Here is an 18868-nt window from a genome sequence, read left to right on the forward strand (position 1 = left end):
CGCGCGGACGCTCATGTCCGGGGTCGCTGACGCTTCAGCGCTGCGGCCTTCAAGAAACGAAGAAGACCAGTCGGTGTCTGGAGCAATCATTGCCGTTTATGCTTAACAAACGGCTAAACTTCAGAAGTAATTCATCTTATTTTTCAAGGTTTCGTACACCATAAGAAACGCCGCCGGACGAGGTACGGCGGCGTTGCAAAATCGGATGGAAGCCTTATTCGGCAGCCTGTAGCTGCTCATCGTCGGGGGCAGTGCGCGACCGTGTGGCGACCGCCATCTCTTCGTGCAGGCGCGCTTCCTCATGGGCGTGCGGCTTGGCGAAGCGGGCAAGCAGCAGATAGGCGACCGGCGTGATGAACAGCGTCACCAGCGTCGCGAAACCGAGACCGCCGACGATCACCCAGCCAAGCGCGACGCGTGCTTCGGCGCCCGCGCCATGGGCAAAGACCAGCGGCACGCCGCCGAGGATGGTGGCAATCATCGTCATCATCACCGGGCGAAGGCGTAGCGCGCAAGCTTTCTCGATCGAGGACCGCACGTCCTCGCCGCGGTCGCGCAGCTGATTGGCGAATTCGACGATCAGGATGCCGTTCTTGGCCATGACGCCGACGAGCAGCACGAGACCGATCTGGCTGTAGATGTTGAGGCTGGAGCCGGTGATCACCAGCGCGAAAACGGCGCAGGCAAGGCCGAGCGGCACCGTCGACATGATGATCAGCGAGGACAGCACGCTTTCGAACTGCGCGGCCAATACCAGGAAGATGATGACGATGGCGAAGCCGAAGGTCAGCGCCATGCCGCTCGAATTCTCCTCGAGCGTCGCCGCTTCAGCAAGCGGCAACAGGCGGGAGCCTGCCGGCAACAGCGGCTCGGCGAGCGCTGTGACCTGCTTGACCGCATCGCCGAGCGACATGCCGTTCCTGAGGCCGGCCGTGATCGCGACCGAAGCGAGCTGCTGCTCGCGGTTGAGCTGCGGCGCAACCGAACCTTCCTTCATCGTGGCGATGACCGACATCGGCACGATCTTGCCGTCGCCGGTCTTCAGGAACACGTTCTCGAGGTCGGTCGGATCGTCGATCGGCCGCGTCGTCGAGGTCAGAAGCACGGGATAGGATTCGCCGTCGACGAAGACGTCGACCACCGAGCGCCCTTCGAGCAGCGACTGGATCGCCGTCGAAAGCCCGGTGATGTCGATGCCGAGGTCGGAGGCACGCTCGCGGTCGATCGCCACCGATACCTGCGCCTGGCTCGGCTCGTTGGTCAGGCGCGGCGTATCGTATTGGCCGGTGGCCTCGAGCGCCTGAACCAGCTTGGCGGCTGCCGCCGTCAGCGCCTCGTGATCATTGCCGATCAGCGCCATCTGCACGCCGCTGCCGGCGCCGCGGATGCGCAGGCTGTTGGAGGAGATGGCATTGCCGCGCAGCGCCGGCACCCTTGATGCCGCCTGGTTGATGTCGCCGACGATCTCCGCCTGCGTCCTCTGACGCTCTCCCCAGGGAGCAAGTGTCAGCACCATGAAGCCGCTATTCAAAGAACCGCCCTGGCCTGAGATCGAGAAGACGTTGCGGATGTCGCCGCTGTCGACCAGCGGCTGCAGATATTCCTCGACGAGCTGCATCTTGTCGCGAGTATATTCGAGGCTCGATCCCTGCGGCGTCGTCAGCCGCATCATCACCATCGAGCGGTCCTCTTCGGGCGTCAGCTCGCTCTTGACTGTGGAAAAGGCGATGACCGCCGCGCCGGCAAAGATTACCGAAAACAGGATGACGACGAAGGGCGCGTTGAGGCAGCCGTGCAGCGCCCATTTATAGAGACCGGCAAGCGCCCCGCCGAAACGGCCGAGCGCGCCGTGATCCTCGAGAACCGGCTTGGTCAGCATGCGCGAGGCAAGCATCGGACACAGCGTCAGCGCCACAATCGACGACAGCCCGACCGAGAAGGCGAGCACGAAGCCGAATTCGCGAAAAAGGCCGCCGACCTGTCCCGGCAGGAAGGAGAGCGGAATGAACACCGCCGCCAGCGTCGCCGTCGTGGCGATGACGGCGAAGAACACCTCGCGCGTGCCGAGCACGGCGGCCGCGCGCGGCCCCATGCCTTCGGCGCGCCGGCGCACGATATTTTCGAGCACGACGATCGCATCGTCGACGACGAGGCCGGTCGCCAGCACGATGGCAAGCAGCGTCAGGATGTTGATCGAGAAGCCGACCATATAAATTGCCGCCAGCGTGCCGATCAGCGCCACCGGCATGCTGACCGCCGGGATCAGCGTCGCGCGCCAGTCGCGCAGGAAGAGATAGATGACGGCGGTGACGATGACGGCGGCGAGCACCAGCGCCAGCACCACCTCGTGGATCGCGCCCTGGATGAAGACGGCGTCGTCGCTGGTTATGGCGATCCTCGTGCCCTCGGGCAACGTCTTCGATAGCTGGTCGACAGCGGCCTTGATGCCGGTCGAGATGTTCAGCGTATTCGACTGCGCCTGGCGAATGATGCCGAGGCCGATGCCCGGCTTGCCGTTGGAGCGCAGCGCCGTTTCACCGTCGCGCGGCCCAAGCGTCACCGTCGCCACATCACCGAGCCGAATACGATCCTGCAGCATGACGTTGGAAAAATCCGCCGGCGTCTGCAGATTGGCGGTGGCGCGCACCACGATATCCTGCGTCTTGCTTTTCAGCGAGCCGGCCGGCACGTCGAGGGCCGCATTGTCGAGCGCCTTCGTCAGGTCGCCGATGGTCAGCCCGCGGCTGGCCAGCGCGCCCTGGTCGACATCGACGCGGAAAACCTTCTCCTGGTCGCCATATTCCTCGACATCGGCAACGCCATCGACGGAGGCGAGGCGATCGATCACCTCGTTTTCGACGAGCTGTGTCAGGTCGTCCATGTTGAGTTTGGTGGAGGTGACGGCAAGGCGCATGATCGCCGAGGAATCCGAATCCGCCTTGACGATCTGCGGCGCATCCGCCTCATCCGGCAGGTTCTGGGTGACGCGGCCGATCGCGTCGCGCACGTCGTTGGCGGCGACCGCCAGATCGATCGCATCGGAGAATTCCAGCGTCACCCGACTCTGGCCGAAGGAAGAGGTCGACGAGATCGACTTCAGGCCGCTGACGCGCGCAACCGCCCCCTCGATCACCTTGGTCAGTTCCTGGTCGATCGTCTGCGGCGATGCGCCGTCGAAGGTGGTGCGCACGGTGACGACGGGACGGTCGACATCCGGCAGTTCGCGCACCTCGACGCCGACATAAGCCGCAAGGCCGGCGACGACCATCAGCGTGTTGAACACCAGCGCCAGGATCGGCCGGCGAACGAAAAGTGCGGTGAAGCTCTGCTTGCCCGAGGCCCTGTCCTGATGAATCTCGGTCACGCTCATTGGGTCGCGACCTCCGCAGTGGATGCGACATCGGCGCTGATACGCACCGCCCCGCCCTCCCGCACACGCTGCAGGCCCTGCGTTACGATCTTGTCGCCGTCCTTAAGGTCGGCTTTGACGAGCACGAAATCGGGATTCCGCTGCACGACGCTGACGCGCACCTTATGCGACTTGTCGTCGGTCACCTGCCAGACGAAGGAACCCTGCGAATCCCACTGCACGGCGACCGGGTCGACGGCCGGATATTTGTCGCCGGGAAATTTCATGCTGACGCTGAAGGACATGCCGGCACGCAGCTCATCGGAGCTGTTGTCGATCCGGGCGCGCAGGCGAAGCGTGCGGCTTGCCGCGTCGATGCGGTTGTCGACGGCTTCGACGACACCGGAAAACACCTGTCCCGGCCTTGCGACCGACATCGCCTCGACCGGCTGGCCGACCGACACTGTATTGGCGAAGCGCTCCGGCACCCAATAGTCGACGAGGATTTCCGAACGGTCGTCGAGGGTGACGATCGGGATGCTCGTCGTGACGTTGTCACCAATATTGACCGGCACGATGCCGACGATGCCGTCGATCGGGGCTGTGATGTTGCGCCGTGCGAGATTGAGCTCGGCAGCCTGCAGCTGCAGCCGCGCGCCCTGCTCGGCGATCTCGGAATCGAAGACATCCATGCGCGACACGCTGGACTTGATGTTGTGATAGAGATTGGATTTCTCGACGGCGGCCTTGACCGCCACATCCGCCTGGCCGCGGGCGATCACCTGCTCTTCGCTGTCGAGCTTGGCCAGCACCTGCCCGGCCTTCACCCTGTCGCCCGACTTGATGAGGATTTCGCGGATTGTGCCCGATGCCTGCGGCGTGACCGCAACCGAACGGATCGCGTCACCCGTGCCGATGGCATTCAGCCGATCGTTGACGACGCCCTGGACGACGGCTTGCGTCGCGACGAGGATGGCGCTGTTGCGCCCGCCGCCATTGCGGCGGTTCTGGCTCTGGCCTTGTCCCTCACCGCGCTGCTGACTTTGCGCCCGGCCGGGAGCATCGGCATCCGCCGTCTCCTCGGCCTTCGGCGCGATCTTGGAAACGATGCTCTCTGGAATACCTGCATCGCGCATCGTATCGCCGGCGCCAGGCACAAGGAAAACCCACGCGGCAAAGCCGGCAATGATGACGACGAGCGACAGTATAAACTGCTTCCAAAAGGCCATTCACGTCTCCAGAGGGACTCGAGGTTGGACCAGGGTCGGTCGAAAGAGGCGCCGCGGGATCGAGAGTCCCGTCTGATGCGACAATATCGCGCGTTTACAGTTTACCGGCAAGCATAAGCAGCCGGCATTACCGATTTGTAATATCAGCAAAGAATGGAAATAACCCGGCCGCTCACTTTTGCTTGAACGGACACTCACGCATGTCTTTGACGCCGTCGATTTCGGGAGAGATGCCGTATCCAATCTCTGGCGATGCGGGTTGGTGCCTATCGGCGCATCGACCATCGCAGGCCCATTGCGGCGGCAATCCCGAGGATCGGCCACACCGCCCAGAACTGCCCCGTCCAGGTGAAGAGGTTGATGCTGACAAAGCCGAGCGCCAGGATCGCCAGCAAGGTGATCTTCCGGTGGAACCGGGTCTGGTCGCGATTCCAGGCGAGTGCCGCGACAACGGCGAGCGCAAGCACCGGAAAGCGCGCCCAGAAAACGCCCTGCCACGATAGAAGGTTGATGCCGATCAGGACCACGGCGATGACGCCAAGCACCCCGTACAGCCTGCGTCCGCCCGGTGCCGGCCTTACCTCGGCCATATCAGCCGGCATAACCGCCGCCGGCTGCGGTCGCGCCGGACCGGATCTTCCAGCAGGCGGCGTCTCATCCCTGGCGTCGCCGATCTTCACCGCATAGCTCGGCACGCCTTCATCGACGTTCTTCACCATCAGCGGCCCGAGAAACTCGAAACCCACAGCCACCTTGTTGCGGACCTGGTCGTAAACGGTGCTCGATATGACGATGCCGCCGGCCGCCGCCGAAGCCTGCAACCGCGCCGCGATATTCACGCCGTCGCCATAAATATCGTCGCCTTCGACGATGACGTCGCCGAGATTGATGCCGATGCGGAAGAGCATGCGCCCGTCGGCCGGGCGGCGGGCGTTGAAGCCCGCGAGTTCGTTCTGGGTGTCGACGGCCGCGCGCACCGCTTCGACCACGCTCGGGAAATCGGCGATCAGCCCATCGCCCCAGGTATTGATGACGCGGCCGCCATGGCTTTCGATCAGGCGCCCCATCGCCTCGCGGCAGCGCTTCAGGCTGGCAAGCGTGCCCTCCTCGTCAGCCCCCATCAGCCGCGTATAGTCCTGCACGTCAGCACAGAAGATCGTCGTCAGCTTGCGCCGCGTTTCACTCATGGTCTCTCGTCTCCGCGCTATCCGCCCGCCGGGAAAGATCGCTGCAAAGGGTGAAACTGGCCGAGATCAGGTGGGCGATTGCAACGGCGATAAACTACTAAGGCTTTGTGTTTGTTGCCACCGATAATTGTTGATTATCGCCCGTCAGCATAACGGCTGATTATTGAACGATTTTGCGCGGGCTCGCCGTGTGTTCTCTCGCCACCGTGCTGGAGCTGTCGATTTCCTGAAGCAAGACGTCGTAGCCCCAGAGATCGGCGAGATGCTGCAGGACGAGTTTCGTGTCATTTTCCTGAAGGTAGCAGCCATTCACGACGATGTGCTGCAGCAACAGGCGGCGGTCGCCGGCGAGGTCGACATCGACGATATCGATTGCCGGGTCGGTCCAGCCGATATCGTATTCGCGGGAGAGCTGGCGGCGGATGCGCAAATATCCGCGCTCATTGTGGATCGCCGAAACCAGTATCCCCTCGGTCTGTTCCGGATCGTCGTAGAGATGGAACAACCGCAACTGCCGGATCAGGTTCGGGCTCAGGAACTGGCTGATGAAGCTCTCGTCCCGGTAGTTGGCCCAGATGTCGCGCAGCACCGCCATCGCATCGCCTCGTCCGGCGATATCGGGAAACCATGCGCGGTCCTCTTCCGTCGGCGCCGTGACGATCCTCTCGATATCCTGCATCATCGCAAAACCAAGCGCATAGGGGTTGAATCCCGAGAACCGCCGGTCGTCATAACTCGGCTGGAACACCACATTGGCGTGCGACTTCAGGAATTCCAGGAAGTTTCCGTCGCTGATCTGCCCTCGCTCGTGAAGCCGGTTCATGATCTGGTAGTGGACGAAGGTGGCGGTTCCCTCGTTCATCACCTTGGTCTGGCGCTGCGGATGAAAATATTGCGCGACGTGGCGGACGATGCGAAGGATCTCGCGCTGCCACGGCTGCAGCCGCGGCGCCGTTTTCTCGAGAAAGTAAAGGATGTTGTCCTGCGGAAGACCGAGGGCGGCGCGGCGCTTATCCAGGCCGCTGTCGCTCGCCTTTTTGGCCTTGCCGACGGGAACCGTGCGCCACAGGTCGTTGAACATCTGTTCCTCGTGGGCGCGGCGCTCCTGCTGCCGCTTCTCCTCCTGGCGAAGATCGATGGTGGTCTTGCCCGCGTATCGATGCACCCCGTGCGACATCAGCGCATGGGCTGCATCGAGCGTGCGCTCGACGGCCGTCTCGCCGTAACGCTCCTCGCAGCGCGTGATATAACCCTTGGCGAAATCAAGGTAATCGAGGATGCCCTCCGCATCGGTCCAGAGCTTGAAGAGATAATTGTTCTTGAAGAAATGGTTGTGGCCGAAGGCCGCATGCGCGGTGACGAGCGTCTGCATCGTCGCCGTGTTCTCTTCCATCAGGTAGGAAATGCAGGGAGAGCTGTTGATGACGATCTCATAAGCAAGATCGCGCATCCCCCGGCGATAGAAAGTTTCGTGATGCGCGAAGTGTTTGCCGAAGGACCAATGGCGGTAAAAGAGCGGCATGCCGGTTGAGGAATAGGCATCCAGCATCTGCTCGGAGGTGATGACTTCGATTTGGTTCGGATAGACGTCGAGGCCGAGTTCGTTAAGCGCGATGTCCTCGCAGGCGTCGTGGATGCGCTGGAGTGTTGAAAAGTCCCAGTCGGCCCCCTCGAACAATAGCCGCTCTCGTGGCCTCATCGTCATGGTCATGGCGTTACCTTCGACTGTGCGTCACGTTTCTGGAAGAGATCGTGGAAAACCGGGAATATTTCGTTTCGCCGGCAGACCTTGCGCATCGAAAGCGGCTGCAGCTCGGAACGGATCCCGTCATAGAGCATCCAAAGCGGTGAGCGGGATACGGAGGAGTCGCCGCCCTCTTCGCCAACCTCGATATAGGCGAAATACTGGCACAGCGGCAAAATCTCGCGCAGCAGCTGCCCGCTCAGGTTCCCGTCCGAATGGGCATTGTCGCCATCCGAGGCCTGGGCGCCATAGATATTCCATTCTGCCGGATCGAAACGCGCCGCGATGATCGCCCGCATTGCCGCCAGCGCGCTGGAGACCAGCGTGCCGCCCGTTGCCGGGCCATAAAAGAAGGTTTCCTCGTCGACTTCCTCGGCCTTGTCGGTATGGCGGATGAAGACGATCTCCACTTTCTTGTAACGCTTCGACAGGAAGAGGTAGAGCAGCAGATAGAAACGCTTCGCCAGGTCCTTCATGTGTTCCGACATCGAGCCGGAGACGTCCATCAGGCAGAACATCACGGCCTTCGCCACAGGCTTCGGCTCGTTTTCGAAGCGGCGATACCGCACGTCGAGCGGATCGATATAGGGAATGCGCCGGCTTTTTTCCGTCAGGGATTTGAGTTTTGCCTCAAGCGTCAGGCGGCTCTCGTCGTCCTCGCATTCCTCGATCTGCCGCTGCAGGGCTTCGATTTCTTCGCGGCGCGGACGGCCAAGCGCGACACGGCGCATCATCGCGAGCCTGGTCGTGCGGCCGACGGCGATGTTGGACGGCGATCCCGACACGGAATAGCCGGCACGGAAGGGCGTTTCCTCCTCGGTTTCGGCCAGGCGCCGCTTGGCAAGGTCGGGCAGTTCCAGATCGTCCAGGAACACATCGAGGAATTCCTCGCGCGTGAGCACGAAACGGAAGCCGTCCTCGCCGTCGCCCTCGCCCGCATCCTTGGGTTTTCCGCCCCTGCTCCCCGGCGGGCGCGGAAGAATGTCGCCTTCGACGAAGGCCCTGTTTCCAGGCAGGATATGATCGCGGATGCCGCCGTCGCCCCTTCGCAAGTTCGGTTCGGCCATCCCATCGATCGGCAGGCTGATTTCCCCGCCGTCGAGCACATCGCGAATGTTGCGGTTTTGCAGAGAACGTTTGACCGCCTGCTGCACGGCGCCCTTCATGCGTCGAAGGAACCGCTGCCGATTTTCCAGACTTTTACCGCGCGGATTCAGCCGCCGGTCGACAATGTGCATAATGGCTCCGCATTAACTTGCCTGTTTGACGCGCATGTACCATTCCACAAGGCGTCGAACCTGCCTCTCGGTGTAACCCCGCGCGGCCATGCGCGAGACGAATTCGCTGTGCTTCTTTTCCGTTTCGGAATCCTTCTTCGATCCGAAGGAAATGACCGGCAAAAGATCTTCGACCTGCGAGAACATTCGCTTTTCGATGACTTCCCGGATTTTCTCGTAGCTCGTCCATGACGGATTCTTTCCGCCGTTGGCTGCCCGCGATCTCAAGCAGAACTTGACGATTTCGTTGCGGAAATCCTTCGGATTGGCGATTCCCGCCGGCTTTTCGATCTTCGTCAGTTCCTGGTTGAGGAGCTCGCGGTCGAGAAGCTGGCCAGTATCGGGATCCTTGAAGTCCACATCTTCGATCCAGGCATCGGCATAGTCCACGTAGCGGTCGAACAGGTTCTGTCCGTAGTCCGCATAGGATTCAAGATAGGCCTTCTGGATTTCATTTCCAATGAACTCTGCGTAACGCGGCGCAAGATCGGCCTTGATGAACTCCAGATAGCGCTTCTCGACATCGTCGGAAAACTGCTCGCGGCGGATCGACTGCTCCAGCACATACATCAGATGAACCGGATCGGCGCCGATATCCGTGGTGTCGTGGTTGAAGGTGGAGGCGAGCACCTTGAAGGCGAAGCGGGTGGATATGCCGTCCATGCCCTCGTCGATGCCGGCGGCATCCCGATATTCCTGGACACTGCGGGCGCGCGGATCCGTCTCCTTCAGGCTTTCGCCGTCGTAGGTGCGCATCTTCGAGAAATACGTCGAATTCTCATGCTTGCGCAGGCGTGAAAGCACGGAGAAGCGGGCCAGCATTTCGAGCGTCGCCGGGGCGCATGGCGCATCGGCGAGTTCGGATCCCTCGATCAGCTTCTCGTAGATCTTCTGCTCTTCCGTCACGCGCAGGCAATAGGGCACCTTGATGACGCAAATACGGTCGATGAACGCTTCGTTGTTCTTGTTGGCCTTGAAGGTCTGCCATTCCGCCTCGTTCGAATGCGCAAGAACGATGCCGGAGAAGGGTATGGCGCCGATATTCTCGGAGCCGATATAGTTCCCCTCCTGCGTCGCCGTCAGCAGCGGATGCAACATCTTGATCGGCGCCTTGAACATCTCGACGAATTCGAGCACGCCCTGATTGGCGCGGTTGAGGCCGCCCGAATAGCTGTAGGCATCGGGATCGTTCTGGGAATAGGTCTCCAGCTTGCGGATATCGACCTTGCCGACCAGCGACGAGATATCCTGATTGTTCTCGTCTCCAGGCTCGGTCTTGGCGATGGCGATCTGGCGCAGCCGCGAAGGCTGTACTCTGACGACGCGGAAGCGGGAGATATCGCCGCCGAAATCGTCGAGTCGCTTCAGGCACCACGGGCTCATCAGTCCGTTCAGGCGACGCAGGGGAATACCGTATTGCTCCTGCAGGAGCGATCCCATCGTGTCCGGGTCGAAGAGGTTGAGCGGACTTTCGAAAACGGGGCTGATCTCGTCACCGGCCTTCAGCACGTAGATCGGATGAACCTCCATCAGCAGCTTTAGCCGCTCCGCCAGCGATGACTTGCCGCCGCCGACCGGGCCGAGCAGATAGAGGATCTGCTTGCGCTCTTCGAGCCCCTGGGCTGCATGCCGGAAGAAGGAAACGATGCGTTCGATTGTCTCTTCCATGCCGTGGAAGCCGGCAAAGGCGGGATAGATCCGGATGGTCCGGTTCATGAAAATCCGGCCGAGGCGCGCGTCCCTGGCGGTATCGACCATCTGCGGCTCGCCTATCGCGGCGAGCAGCCGCTCGGTCGCATTGGCATAGGCAAGCGGTTCTTTTTTACAAAGGTCGAGATACTCCGCGATCGACATATCGGTCTCGCGGCGCGCATCATAACTGCGGGTGAACGCATCAAATACGGATTCGCTCAGCATGGGCCCTCCATTCAAGGTTACTGCCACAGGCTCTAGGTCGTCATACCAAAGGAGATGGCCACGACATTCCTAAGAATCAATAGTTTCGCAGGTATATTCCACGCTCACCGGCTGTTTCTGGCAATGCACAAAAACGTGCATGCACCGGTTATTTTTTTACTCTACGAAACTGTTTCTTATTGTAGTTGAGAAAAGGGCTTTTGCGGTATCAGCACATTTCGCGACGTGACAGAAAGATGAAAAGGGTGTGCAATGTCGCCCGTGATTCGAGCCCTGGAAAAATCGACGCTTGGCAGCCAATCTGCGCAAAGTCGATGCTGGACAGCGCATACCCATCCGCGCCTGACATGATAAAGACGGGCGCATCACAGCCATGCGCCCGTTTTTCGTAACGATATGCCACCGGCGCGACTCAGCCGTTGAACGCCTTTTCCAGCGCGGCGATATCGATCTTGATCATGCCGAGCATCACCTCGGTCACGCGCCTCGCCCGCTCGCGGTCGCTATCGGCGACCATCTCGGAAAGCATGCGCGGCACGATCTGCCAGGAAAGGCCCCAGCGATCCTTCAGCCAGCCGCAGGCCTCCGGCGTGCCGCCATTGGCGAGGAATGCCTCCCATATCCGATCGATCTCGGCCTGGCTTTCCAGGAGAATCGCGATCGAGAAGGAATGGTTGAAGCTATCGAGCGGCCCGGCTTTCATCGCCAGGAAGGCCTGGTCGCCGAGCGTGAACTCGATCAGCTCGACGCTGCCGGGAGGCCCGCTCGGCGTTTCCGCCGGCAATATAGTGATGCGGCCGATCCGGGAGTCGGGGATAACGGATGTGTAGAATTCGACGGCTTCGCGCGCTTGCTCGGCGAACCAGAGATTTGAAACGACCTTCGGCATGAAACGGCCTCCTTGTTGACGAGTATTGATCCGGACCCCGTCCGATGATCGAAGCCCGATGCTTCAAGGACGTCGCGCCGGCATCGCTTCCGACAGGCTGCGATCTGAATTTTTTCGCCCGGTTCGCCGGCATGGCGATCGCAGCCGCGCTCGCGGCGCCCTTAGTGCCCAGAGCATCCCGCTTGGGATAGCGGCCACTTGGGAATGAAAGCAGAACATCTTTTCTGGTCTTTCCTTCCCGAATCACTACATTACGCGCCATGAGCAATAGTTTCGACGATATTCCCTTCTTTGATGAAGAGCCGGGCGAGATGGCGCGCAAGCCGCAGCCGCCTCAGGCTTCGTTGGGAAAGGCGCCTGCAACAGGGAGCATTGCAGCTGGAGGCCTCGCCGCGCGCGCCATGGCGGCCCGCGACGGCGGCAAGCGGCCGGATTATCTTGCCGGGCTGAATCCTGAGCAGACAGATGCCGTCGAAACGCTGGAGGGCCCGGTCCTCGTGCTCGCCGGCGCCGGCACCGGCAAGACACGGGTGCTCACCACCCGCATTGCCCATATTCTCAACACCGGCCGCGCCTTCCCCTCGCAGATCCTCGCCGTCACCTTCACCAACAAGGCCGCCCGCGAGATGAAGGAGCGCATTGCGCTGCTCGTCGGCGGCGCCGTCGAAGGCATGCCCTGGCTCGGCACCTTCCACTCGATCGGCGTCAAGCTGCTGCGCCGCCACGGCGAGCTCGTCGGCCTGCGCTCCGATTTCACCATTCTCGATACCGACGACGTCGTCCGCCTGATCAAGCAGCTGATCCAGGCCGAAGGCCTCGACGACAAGCGCTGGCCGGCCAAGCAGTTCGCCGGTATGATCGACACCTGGAAGAATAAAGGCCTCGGGCCTGCCGATATTCCCGAGGGCGACGCCCGCGCCTTTGCCAATGGCCGCGGCCGCGATCTCTATTTTGCCTATCAGAACCGCCTGACGACGCTGAACGCCTGCGACTTCGGCGACCTGCTGATGCATCCGATCGCGATCTTCCGCAAAAATCCGGATCTCCTGAAGGAATATCACGGCCGCTTCCGCTATATCCTGGTCGACGAGTACCAGGACACCAACACCGCCCAGTATATGTGGTTGAGGCTCCTCGCCCAACGCGCCAAGGGCGAGCCGCAGAATGTCTGCTGCGTCGGCGACGACGACCAGTCGATCTACGGCTGGCGCGGCGCGGAGGTCGACAATATCCTGCGCTTCGAGAAGGATTTCCCCGGCGCCAAGGTGATCAAGCTCGAGCGCAATTACCGTTCGACCGAACATATTCTCGGCGCCGCGGCGCATCTGATCGCCCATAATGAAGGCCGGCTCGGCAAGACGCTGTTCACCGATCGCTCCGATCCGGACGACATCAAGGTTCAGGTCCACGCCTCCTGGGATTCGGAAGAGGAAGCCCGCGCCATCGGCGAGGAGATCGAGCAGCTCCAGCGCAGCAAGCATCTCTTAAACGACATGGCGATCCTCGTGCGCGCCTCCTTCCAGATGCGCGAATTCGAAGACCGCTTCGTCACCCTCGGCCTCAATTACCGCGTCATCGGCGGCCCACGCTTCTACGAGCGCCTGGAAATCCGCGATGCCATGGCCTATTTCCGCCTGGTCGCTCAAGCCTCCGATGACCTCGCCTTCGAACGCATCATCAATACGCCAAAGCGTGGCCTCGGCGATACGACGGTGCGTGCGCTGCACGACTACGCGCGCGCTCGCGACATCCCGATGCTTGCGGCAGCGGCCGACATCATCGAGACCGACGAGCTGAAACCGAAGGCGCGAAAGGCTCTCTTCGACGTGATTCAATCTTTCCGCCGATGGCAGGAACTGCTTGAAAACACACCGCATACCGAACTTGCCGAGCAGATCCTCGAAGAGTCCGGCTATACCGACATGTGGAAGAACGACAAAAGCGCCGAAGCTCCCGGCCGCCTTGAGAACCTTAAGGAACTGATCCGCTCGATGGAGAGCTTCGAGTCGATGCGCGGCTTCCTTGAACATGTCTCCCTCGTCATGGATGCCGAGACCAACGAAAACCTCGACGCCGTCTCGATCATGACGCTGCACTCGGCCAAGGGCCTGGAATTCGACACCGTCTTCCTGCCCGGCTGGGAGGAAGGCCTCTTCCCGCACCAGCGCTCGCTGGATGAGAGCGGCCGCGCCGGCCTGGAGGAGGAACGCCGCCTTGCCTATGTCGGCATCACCCGCGCCAAGCACCGCTGCCATATCTGGTTCGTCTCCAACCGCCGCATCCACGGTCTCTGGCAGTCGACCCTGCCCTCGCGTTTCCTCGACGAACTGCCGGAAACCCATGTCGAGGTCGCCGAAATGGAGCAGAGCTATGGCGGTTACGGCCGCGGCGGCTACGGCCAGTCCCGCTTCGACAAGGCCGAGCCCTTCGCCAATTCCTATTCCACCCCAGGCTGGAAACGCGCCCAGGCCAACAAGACCGACGCCACCCGCGACAATTGGGGCACCCGCTCCGGCCACGCCGTCGAACGCATCGGCTATGGCGAAAGCGGTCCGAAAGGGCGCACGATCGACGGCGAGCTGGTGGCGAAATCGACCTCGTCGGAACCGTCGCGATTCACCCTCGGCGATCGCGTGTTCCATCTGAAATTCGGCAACGGCAACATCACCGGCATCGAAGGTAACAAGCTGACGATCGAGTTCGACCGGGCCGGACAGAAGCGGGTGCTGGACGGGTTCGTCGAACGCGTCTGACCTTGCGTCAGCACCTTCAGCCGAGCATCCGCATGCTTCCAAGCCCGAGAATATCGTTCATCAGGGCAATTCCCATCCCGGTGGCGACGATCGACAATCCGATCAGGAAAAGCCGGCGAGCCCGGTCATATTTGACAGCCACCAGTGAGTCCCGCGCCAGAAGATCGGCAAACACCTTCACCTGAATGGCGATGCCGACCGTCAGGAACGACATCGGCAGAAGATCGATGCGGCTCCAGTCATTCGGATTGGATACCCAGAGACTGATGAAATTGAGGGAGAAACCGAGGATGATCCCGGTCGCCGTCAGCGATCCGTTGCGGAAGGTCGCATCGATCTTTTCGTCGGGGTCCGCTTCGGACATGGCTTCGGTTCCGGCTTGCAGCTGACGGCAAGAAAGGCAGAAATCGCAGTCCTGAGCAAGATCGATCTGCCATCGCGCTCCGGGAAGCTGGACGAAATGCCGCAGTGGGCGGAGACCCGGCGCACCGCCCATTGCCCCTTCAACAAGCCGCGATGGCGGCATCGCGTGCGCTCGCAGAGATGGACTTTCGCTCGCCCGAACCCGTCGATCGCTAAAAACGCCAATCATTTCAATGAAACAGCTTTGGTAACCGAAAGGTTAACGTGCGTTGCCCCACGCCGTCAATCGCACCTTCTTCCCTGTCAAAACGTCGCTTTGACGCTTTGCGCAAATCAGCTTAGCCCGGAGACTGCCCGTCCATGAAAGGCGGGCTTCACGACGAACTTTTCGAAGGAGGTTCAAGTGACCAGTGTTTCATCTCTCGGCAGCACATTGACACAGTATCAGTCTCCGCTTTCAAGCCTGGACAAGAACGGTGACGGCGTCATTTCGGCGGACGAGCTCGCCGCCGCATCGCAGTCCTCGACATCAAGCACGGTCGCGACCGACGGCGATAGCGACGACAGCAGTACCGACATCGTCAAGAAGATCACCGCCGACATCCTGTCGCTGATGCTGTCCATGCAGAAAACCGACGACAGCGACGATCAGGGCGACGGTAGCGATCAAAGCGACGACACTTCCAAAGGTGTCTTCGCCGCGATGGATACGAATGGCGACGGCAAGTTGACCGAGTCGGAATTCCTCGCCGCCGATCCGAGCAAAATCAGTACATCCGGCGATAGCGATCCGCTGCTCACCAAGGTGCTGAGCGACATGCAGACGGCGCTTCAGGCCTACCGCAATACCTACGGCGCTTCCGCCGCGGCAGGTGATTCCGCAGCCGACACCGCGGTTGCGATCTAGCCGGCCGAGATCCGGGCTCTGCCGGGGGAGCCTCGATCCACCGATGCCGCGCAAAAGCGTCTTAGCGGTCAAAGCGATTTGCCGGCAATCGCCGCCGTCTTTGGCCGCGTCTGCGATCCGGAGATTATCCACGAACCTTCCCTCCATTCCATTTCAACACGAGAGCCGCCGCCAACTATCGCGATGATTGCATTAGAGCTCTCTACTTTGACGACTTACTACCGCTAGTACCAGAATTAACACTTGCGCCGCCGCGCCTGGAAATCCACTAGTTGATGCATTGAGTGTGCTTGGCGTCTTACGCTGCAATAAAGCGAAGGGATTGGGCTTGATGAAAGCGCTGCTGCTCGTCGACATTCAGAACGGCTTCTGCCCGGGCGGCAATCTGCCGGTACCTGATGGCGACAAGGTGATTCCCGTCGCAAACAGGCTGATCGATAGCGGCAAATACGATCTGATCGTCGCCTCGCAGGACTGGCATCCGCCGGGCCACGGCAGCTTCGCCTCCGCCCATCCGGGCGCGGCCCCCTTCGAGATGGGTGAACTCTCGGGCAAGCCGCAGATGATGTGGCCCGACCACTGCATTCAGGGTACGCTCGATGCGGAACTGCATCCTGCGCTCAGATCGGAAGAGATCGATCTGATCCAGCAGAAGGGCGAGCATCCCTATATCGACAGCTATTCGGCCTTCCGCGACAATGACCGCGATGCCTCGACCGGCCTTTCCGATTTCCTCGAGGACCAGGGCATCACCGACCTCGACGTCTGCGGGCTCGCGACCGACTATTGCGTCAAATTCTCCGCGCTCGACGCGCTGGAGATGATGCCGGGTGTCCGCGTGCGCTTCATCGAGGATGCAAGCCGCGGCATCACGCCCGAAGGTGTCGCCGCCGCCATCGAGGAGATGCGGGCGCATGGCATCGCGATCATCGACAGCGCCAAGGTCTTGTCAGATTAAGTCAGATCGCGCCTAAAAAACCACGCGTCGAATGTCGGATCGGTGCAAGCCGATCCGTCCTTGGCTCTGAACACACCAACAATGGGAGTTGAGAGATGAGAAAGCTTGTTGCTGCAGCCTTCGTCAGCCTGGATGGCGTCATGCAGGCGCCGGGCGCGCCACAGGAGGATCCGACCGGCGGCTTCACGCTTGGCGGTTGGACCGTCAATTATTGGGACGAGCCGATGAGCCAGTTCATGGGCGGGATCTTTACCGACCCCTTCGAACTGCTGCTCGGCCGCAGGACTTACGAGATTTTTGCCGCGCATTGGCCCTTCGTCGAGAAGGACGATCCGATCGGCCAGGTCTTCAACGCCGTGACCAAATATGTCGCGACCAGCTCCACGGAACCGCTCGACTGGGAGAATTCTATCGCCTTGCGTGGCGACGTCGCTGCCGAAATCGCCCGGCTGAAGCAGGAGGACGGTCCCGCCCTCCTGACGCAGGGCAGCAGCGGCCTGCTGCAGACCCTGTTGGCGCACGACCTGATCGACGAATTCCGGCTTCAGACCTTCCCGCTCGTGCTTGGCCCGGGCAAACGCCTCTTCGGTCAAGGCGCCAAGCCGGAGGCGCTGAAGCTGACCGCCAATAGCGTATCGACGACGGGCGTCATCATGAGCGTCTATGAGCGTGCGGGCGCAATCAAGACAGGCACGTTCGAGCTGGCGCAGCCCTCGGAGGCCGAAATCGCTCGCCGGGAGCGGATGAAGCGCGAGGGCTGATCCTCTGCGATCTTGCGGGCCGCGGCGCCGCCGCGTCCCGTTATGGCGACAGCGCCGTGCTCCTTCTCAGATGCGTAGGGAACGCTGTAGAACTATGCGGTAGTGCCCTTGTTCTTCTCCTCGCGCTCCAACAGATAGATGTCTTCCGCCAGGTCCTCCATCTTCCTCAGAAGGGCGGCATGCGCATCGCGAAGACCCTGATTGTAATAATGGGCGCCGATCTCGTCCGCGAAGAAATCGAGCAGGAACTCCGCCGGCAGCACGCCGATCGGCTGGTCGAGCTCCGCCTCGAAATAGCGGCGGATGCTTGAAACGATCGCCGCCTTCGCCTCCTTGGAAAATTCGATCTTCTTCATGGTTTCCTCTTGGCCGAATGCACTCGGAAGTTTGATGGTTCAGCGAAATCGATTGGTCAATCAAGGAAATTCAATTGCCGTTGCAAGCCATAGACCATAAGGGGAAACCTGAATTCCAACCGGACAAGATCACATGAATCGCGCCGACTTTGTTGAAGGTTTGCGGGGCGGCTTTGCCGTTGCGCTGGCATCGGCGCCCTTTGGCGCCCTGTTCGGAGCGCTGGCCGTCGAAAACGGCATGTCGCTTTCCGAAGCCGCCTTCATGAGCGCCACCGTCTATGCCGGCGCCAGCCAGATGGTCGGCATCGAACTCTTCGGCCACAATGTCCATGCCTGGCTGATCGTGCTGTCGATCCTCGCCGTCAATTTCCGCCACGTGCTCTATTCGGCGGCGATGGCGCGCTATATCGGCCAGTTCACGCCGGTCCAGAAATTTTTCACCTTCTTCCTGCTCGTCGATCCGCAATTTGCCGCAGCGGTGAAACGCGGCGAGTCGGGTCTGCCGGTCAGCTTCGCCTGGTATTTCGGTTTCGGCATCATCATCTACGTTCCCTGGGTGCTGATCAGCGTCCTGGGCGGCATGCTCGGCGGCTTCATCGGCGATCCCAAGGCGATCGGCCTCGATATCCTGCTGCCGGCCTATTTCCTCGGCATCGTCCTTGGTTTCCGCAAGCGCGACAATTTTCTGCCCGTGGCGCTCGTCAGCGCCGTCGCATCAGTCCTCGCCTATCGCTATGTCGGCTCGCCCTGGCATGTCAGCCTCGGCGCCGCCGTCGGCATCGTGCTTGCCGCCCTGCTGCCGCTGCCGCCGCAAGCGCCGGATCTCGAAGCCGACGCCCTGCAATCCGAAGTGCACGAGGTTTGAGCCATGGAATTCGATCTTCACATGGCGCTCGTCATCTTCGCCGCCGCGGTCGCCACTTTCGCCACCCGCATCGGCGGCTACATCCTCATCACCCGAATGAAGAGCATTCCGCCGCGCATGGAGGCGGCGCTGAATGCCGTGCCGGCCGCCGTGCTGACGACGCTGGTCGCCCCCGCCTTCTTCATCGGCGGCTGGGAGTCGAAACTGGCGCTGATCGTCGCCCTCTTCGTCGGCCTGCGCGTTTCGCATACATGGATGCTGGTCGCCGCCTGGATCGTCGTGATGACCTGGCGCCACACGATCGGCGCCTGAG

The 18868-nt window shown here is 61.3% G+C and carries 15 protein-coding genes; 6 read left to right on the plus strand and 9 right to left on the minus strand.

Annotated elements, in window-relative coordinates:
* Positions 1-214 precede the first annotated feature (214 nt).
* From NE851_RS25820 to NE851_RS25850, 7 genes are all read right to left on the minus strand, one after another.
* Positions 215-3370 carry an efflux RND transporter permease subunit gene (locus NE851_RS25820; RefSeq protein ID WP_127430214.1) on the minus strand — a complete coding sequence of 1052 codons (3156 nt, stop codon included), beginning with the start codon at positions 3368-3370 and terminating at the stop codon, positions 215-217.
* Positions 3367-4578 carry an efflux RND transporter periplasmic adaptor subunit gene (locus NE851_RS25825; RefSeq protein ID WP_127430213.1) on the minus strand — a complete coding sequence of 404 codons (1212 nt, stop codon included), beginning with the start codon at positions 4576-4578 and terminating at the stop codon, positions 3367-3369. Before NE851_RS25825 ends, NE851_RS25820 begins: the two co-directional genes overlap by 4 nt.
* Positions 4579-4844: 266 nt before the next feature.
* Positions 4845-5765: an adenylate/guanylate cyclase domain-containing protein gene (locus tag NE851_RS25830; RefSeq protein ID WP_063474608.1), complete on the minus strand. Its 921-nt coding sequence runs from the start codon at positions 5763-5765 to the stop codon at positions 4845-4847.
* A gap of 160 nt (positions 5766-5925) precedes the next feature.
* On the minus strand, positions 5926-7476 hold the full coding sequence (locus tag NE851_RS25835) for a SpoVR family protein (RefSeq protein ID WP_047610884.1): 1551 nt from the start codon (positions 7474-7476) through the stop codon (positions 5926-5928).
* Positions 7473-8747, minus strand: a complete 1275-nt coding sequence (locus NE851_RS25840; protein WP_047610886.1) for a YeaH/YhbH family protein — start codon at positions 8745-8747, stop codon at positions 7473-7475. The genes NE851_RS25835 and NE851_RS25840 overlap by 4 nt, the downstream gene beginning before the upstream one ends.
* A gap of 12 nt (positions 8748-8759) precedes the next feature.
* Positions 8760-10703 (minus strand): PrkA family serine protein kinase, encoded by a 1944-nt coding sequence (locus tag NE851_RS25845; RefSeq protein WP_047610888.1) that lies wholly within the window; start codon positions 10701-10703, stop codon positions 8760-8762.
* 412 nt (positions 10704-11115) lie between these two features.
* Positions 11116-11592: a VOC family protein gene (locus NE851_RS25850; protein ID WP_047610889.1), complete on the minus strand. Its 477-nt coding sequence runs from the start codon at positions 11590-11592 to the stop codon at positions 11116-11118.
* Positions 11593-11852: 260 nt separating this feature from the next.
* Between NE851_RS25850 and NE851_RS25855 the strand changes: the two genes are divergently transcribed.
* A complete protein-coding gene (locus NE851_RS25855) occupies positions 11853-14345 on the plus strand; it encodes an ATP-dependent helicase (protein WP_047610891.1) in 2493 nt (830 codons plus the stop codon).
* A gap of 16 nt (positions 14346-14361) precedes the next feature.
* Here NE851_RS25855 and NE851_RS25860 read toward each other — a convergent pair whose 3' ends face one another.
* Positions 14362-14709, minus strand: a complete 348-nt coding sequence (locus NE851_RS25860) for a membrane protein (RefSeq protein WP_047611758.1) — start codon at positions 14707-14709, stop codon at positions 14362-14364.
* Positions 14710-15111: 402 nt separating this feature from the next.
* On the opposite strand from NE851_RS25860, the gene NE851_RS25865 reads away from it, so the two are divergent.
* The 3 genes from NE851_RS25865 to NE851_RS25875 all read left to right on the plus strand — a co-directional run bounded on the left by NE851_RS25865 (position 15112) and on the right by NE851_RS25875 (position 17334).
* The gene (locus NE851_RS25865) at positions 15112-15615 is read left to right on the plus strand and encodes an EF-hand domain-containing protein (RefSeq protein ID WP_063474606.1); all 504 of its coding nucleotides are present in this window, start codon (positions 15112-15114) and stop codon (positions 15613-15615) included.
* Between the two features lie 331 nt (positions 15616-15946).
* Positions 15947-16573, plus strand: a complete 627-nt coding sequence (pncA, locus tag NE851_RS25870) for a bifunctional nicotinamidase/pyrazinamidase (RefSeq protein ID WP_047610895.1) — start codon at positions 15947-15949, stop codon at positions 16571-16573.
* A gap of 95 nt (positions 16574-16668) precedes the next feature.
* Complete coding sequence (locus NE851_RS25875; protein ID WP_063474604.1) at positions 16669-17334, plus strand: dihydrofolate reductase family protein; 666 nt, start codon at positions 16669-16671, stop codon at positions 17332-17334.
* A gap of 92 nt (positions 17335-17426) precedes the next feature.
* On the opposite strand, the gene NE851_RS25880 is transcribed toward NE851_RS25875, so the two are convergent.
* Complete coding sequence (locus NE851_RS25880; protein WP_047610898.1) at positions 17427-17690, minus strand: DUF2164 domain-containing protein; 264 nt, start codon at positions 17688-17690, stop codon at positions 17427-17429.
* A 133-nt stretch (positions 17691-17823) separates the two neighbouring features.
* On the opposite strand from NE851_RS25880, the gene NE851_RS25885 reads away from it, so the two are divergent.
* Both NE851_RS25885 and NE851_RS25890 read left to right on the plus strand, forming a co-directional pair.
* Complete coding sequence (locus NE851_RS25885; RefSeq protein WP_063474603.1) at positions 17824-18555, plus strand: AzlC family ABC transporter permease; 732 nt, start codon at positions 17824-17826, stop codon at positions 18553-18555.
* A 3-nt stretch (positions 18556-18558) separates the two neighbouring features.
* The gene (locus tag NE851_RS25890) at positions 18559-18867 is read left to right on the plus strand and encodes an AzlD family protein (protein WP_047610903.1); all 309 of its coding nucleotides are present in this window, start codon (positions 18559-18561) and stop codon (positions 18865-18867) included.
* Position 18868 lies beyond the last annotated feature (1 nt).

Origin of the sequence: Rhizobium anhuiense bv. trifolii, from assembly GCF_024346605.1 — a bacterium.
Classification (GTDB): Bacteria; Pseudomonadota; Alphaproteobacteria; order Rhizobiales; family Rhizobiaceae; genus Rhizobium; species Rhizobium anhuiense.

Excerpts from the sequence above, each read along its gene's own strand:
- NE851_RS25820 (WP_127430214.1), bottom strand. The coding sequence starts at position 3,370 with ATGAGCGTGACCGAGATTCATCAGGACAGGGCCTCGGGCAAGCAGAGC.
- NE851_RS25825 (WP_127430213.1), bottom strand. The coding sequence starts at position 4,578 with ATGGCCTTTTGGAAGCAGTTTATACTGTCGCTCGTCGTCATCATTGCC.
- NE851_RS25830 (WP_063474608.1), bottom strand. The coding sequence starts at position 5,765 with ATGAGTGAAACGCGGCGCAAGCTGACGACGATCTTCTGTGCTGACGTG.
- NE851_RS25835 (WP_047610884.1), bottom strand. The coding sequence starts at position 7,476 with ATGACCATGACGATGAGGCCACGAGAGCGGCTATTGTTCGAGGGGGCC.
- NE851_RS25840 (WP_047610886.1), bottom strand. The coding sequence starts at position 8,747 with ATGCACATTGTCGACCGGCGGCTGAATCCGCGCGGTAAAAGTCTGGAA.
- NE851_RS25845 (WP_047610888.1), bottom strand. The coding sequence starts at position 10,703 with ATGCTGAGCGAATCCGTATTTGATGCGTTCACCCGCAGTTATGATGCG.
- NE851_RS25850 (WP_047610889.1), bottom strand. The coding sequence starts at position 11,592 with ATGCCGAAGGTCGTTTCAAATCTCTGGTTCGCCGAGCAAGCGCGCGAA.
- NE851_RS25855 (WP_047610891.1), top strand. The coding sequence starts at position 11,853 with ATGAGCAATAGTTTCGACGATATTCCCTTCTTTGATGAAGAGCCGGGC.
- NE851_RS25860 (WP_047611758.1), bottom strand. The coding sequence starts at position 14,709 with ATGTCCGAAGCGGACCCCGACGAAAAGATCGATGCGACCTTCCGCAAC.
- pncA (WP_047610895.1), top strand. The coding sequence starts at position 15,947 with ATGAAAGCGCTGCTGCTCGTCGACATTCAGAACGGCTTCTGCCCGGGC.
- NE851_RS25875 (WP_063474604.1), top strand. The coding sequence starts at position 16,669 with ATGAGAAAGCTTGTTGCTGCAGCCTTCGTCAGCCTGGATGGCGTCATG.
- NE851_RS25880 (WP_047610898.1), bottom strand. The coding sequence starts at position 17,690 with ATGAAGAAGATCGAATTTTCCAAGGAGGCGAAGGCGGCGATCGTTTCA.
- NE851_RS25885 (WP_063474603.1), top strand. The coding sequence starts at position 17,824 with ATGAATCGCGCCGACTTTGTTGAAGGTTTGCGGGGCGGCTTTGCCGTT.
- NE851_RS25890 (WP_047610903.1), top strand. The coding sequence starts at position 18,559 with ATGGAATTCGATCTTCACATGGCGCTCGTCATCTTCGCCGCCGCGGTC.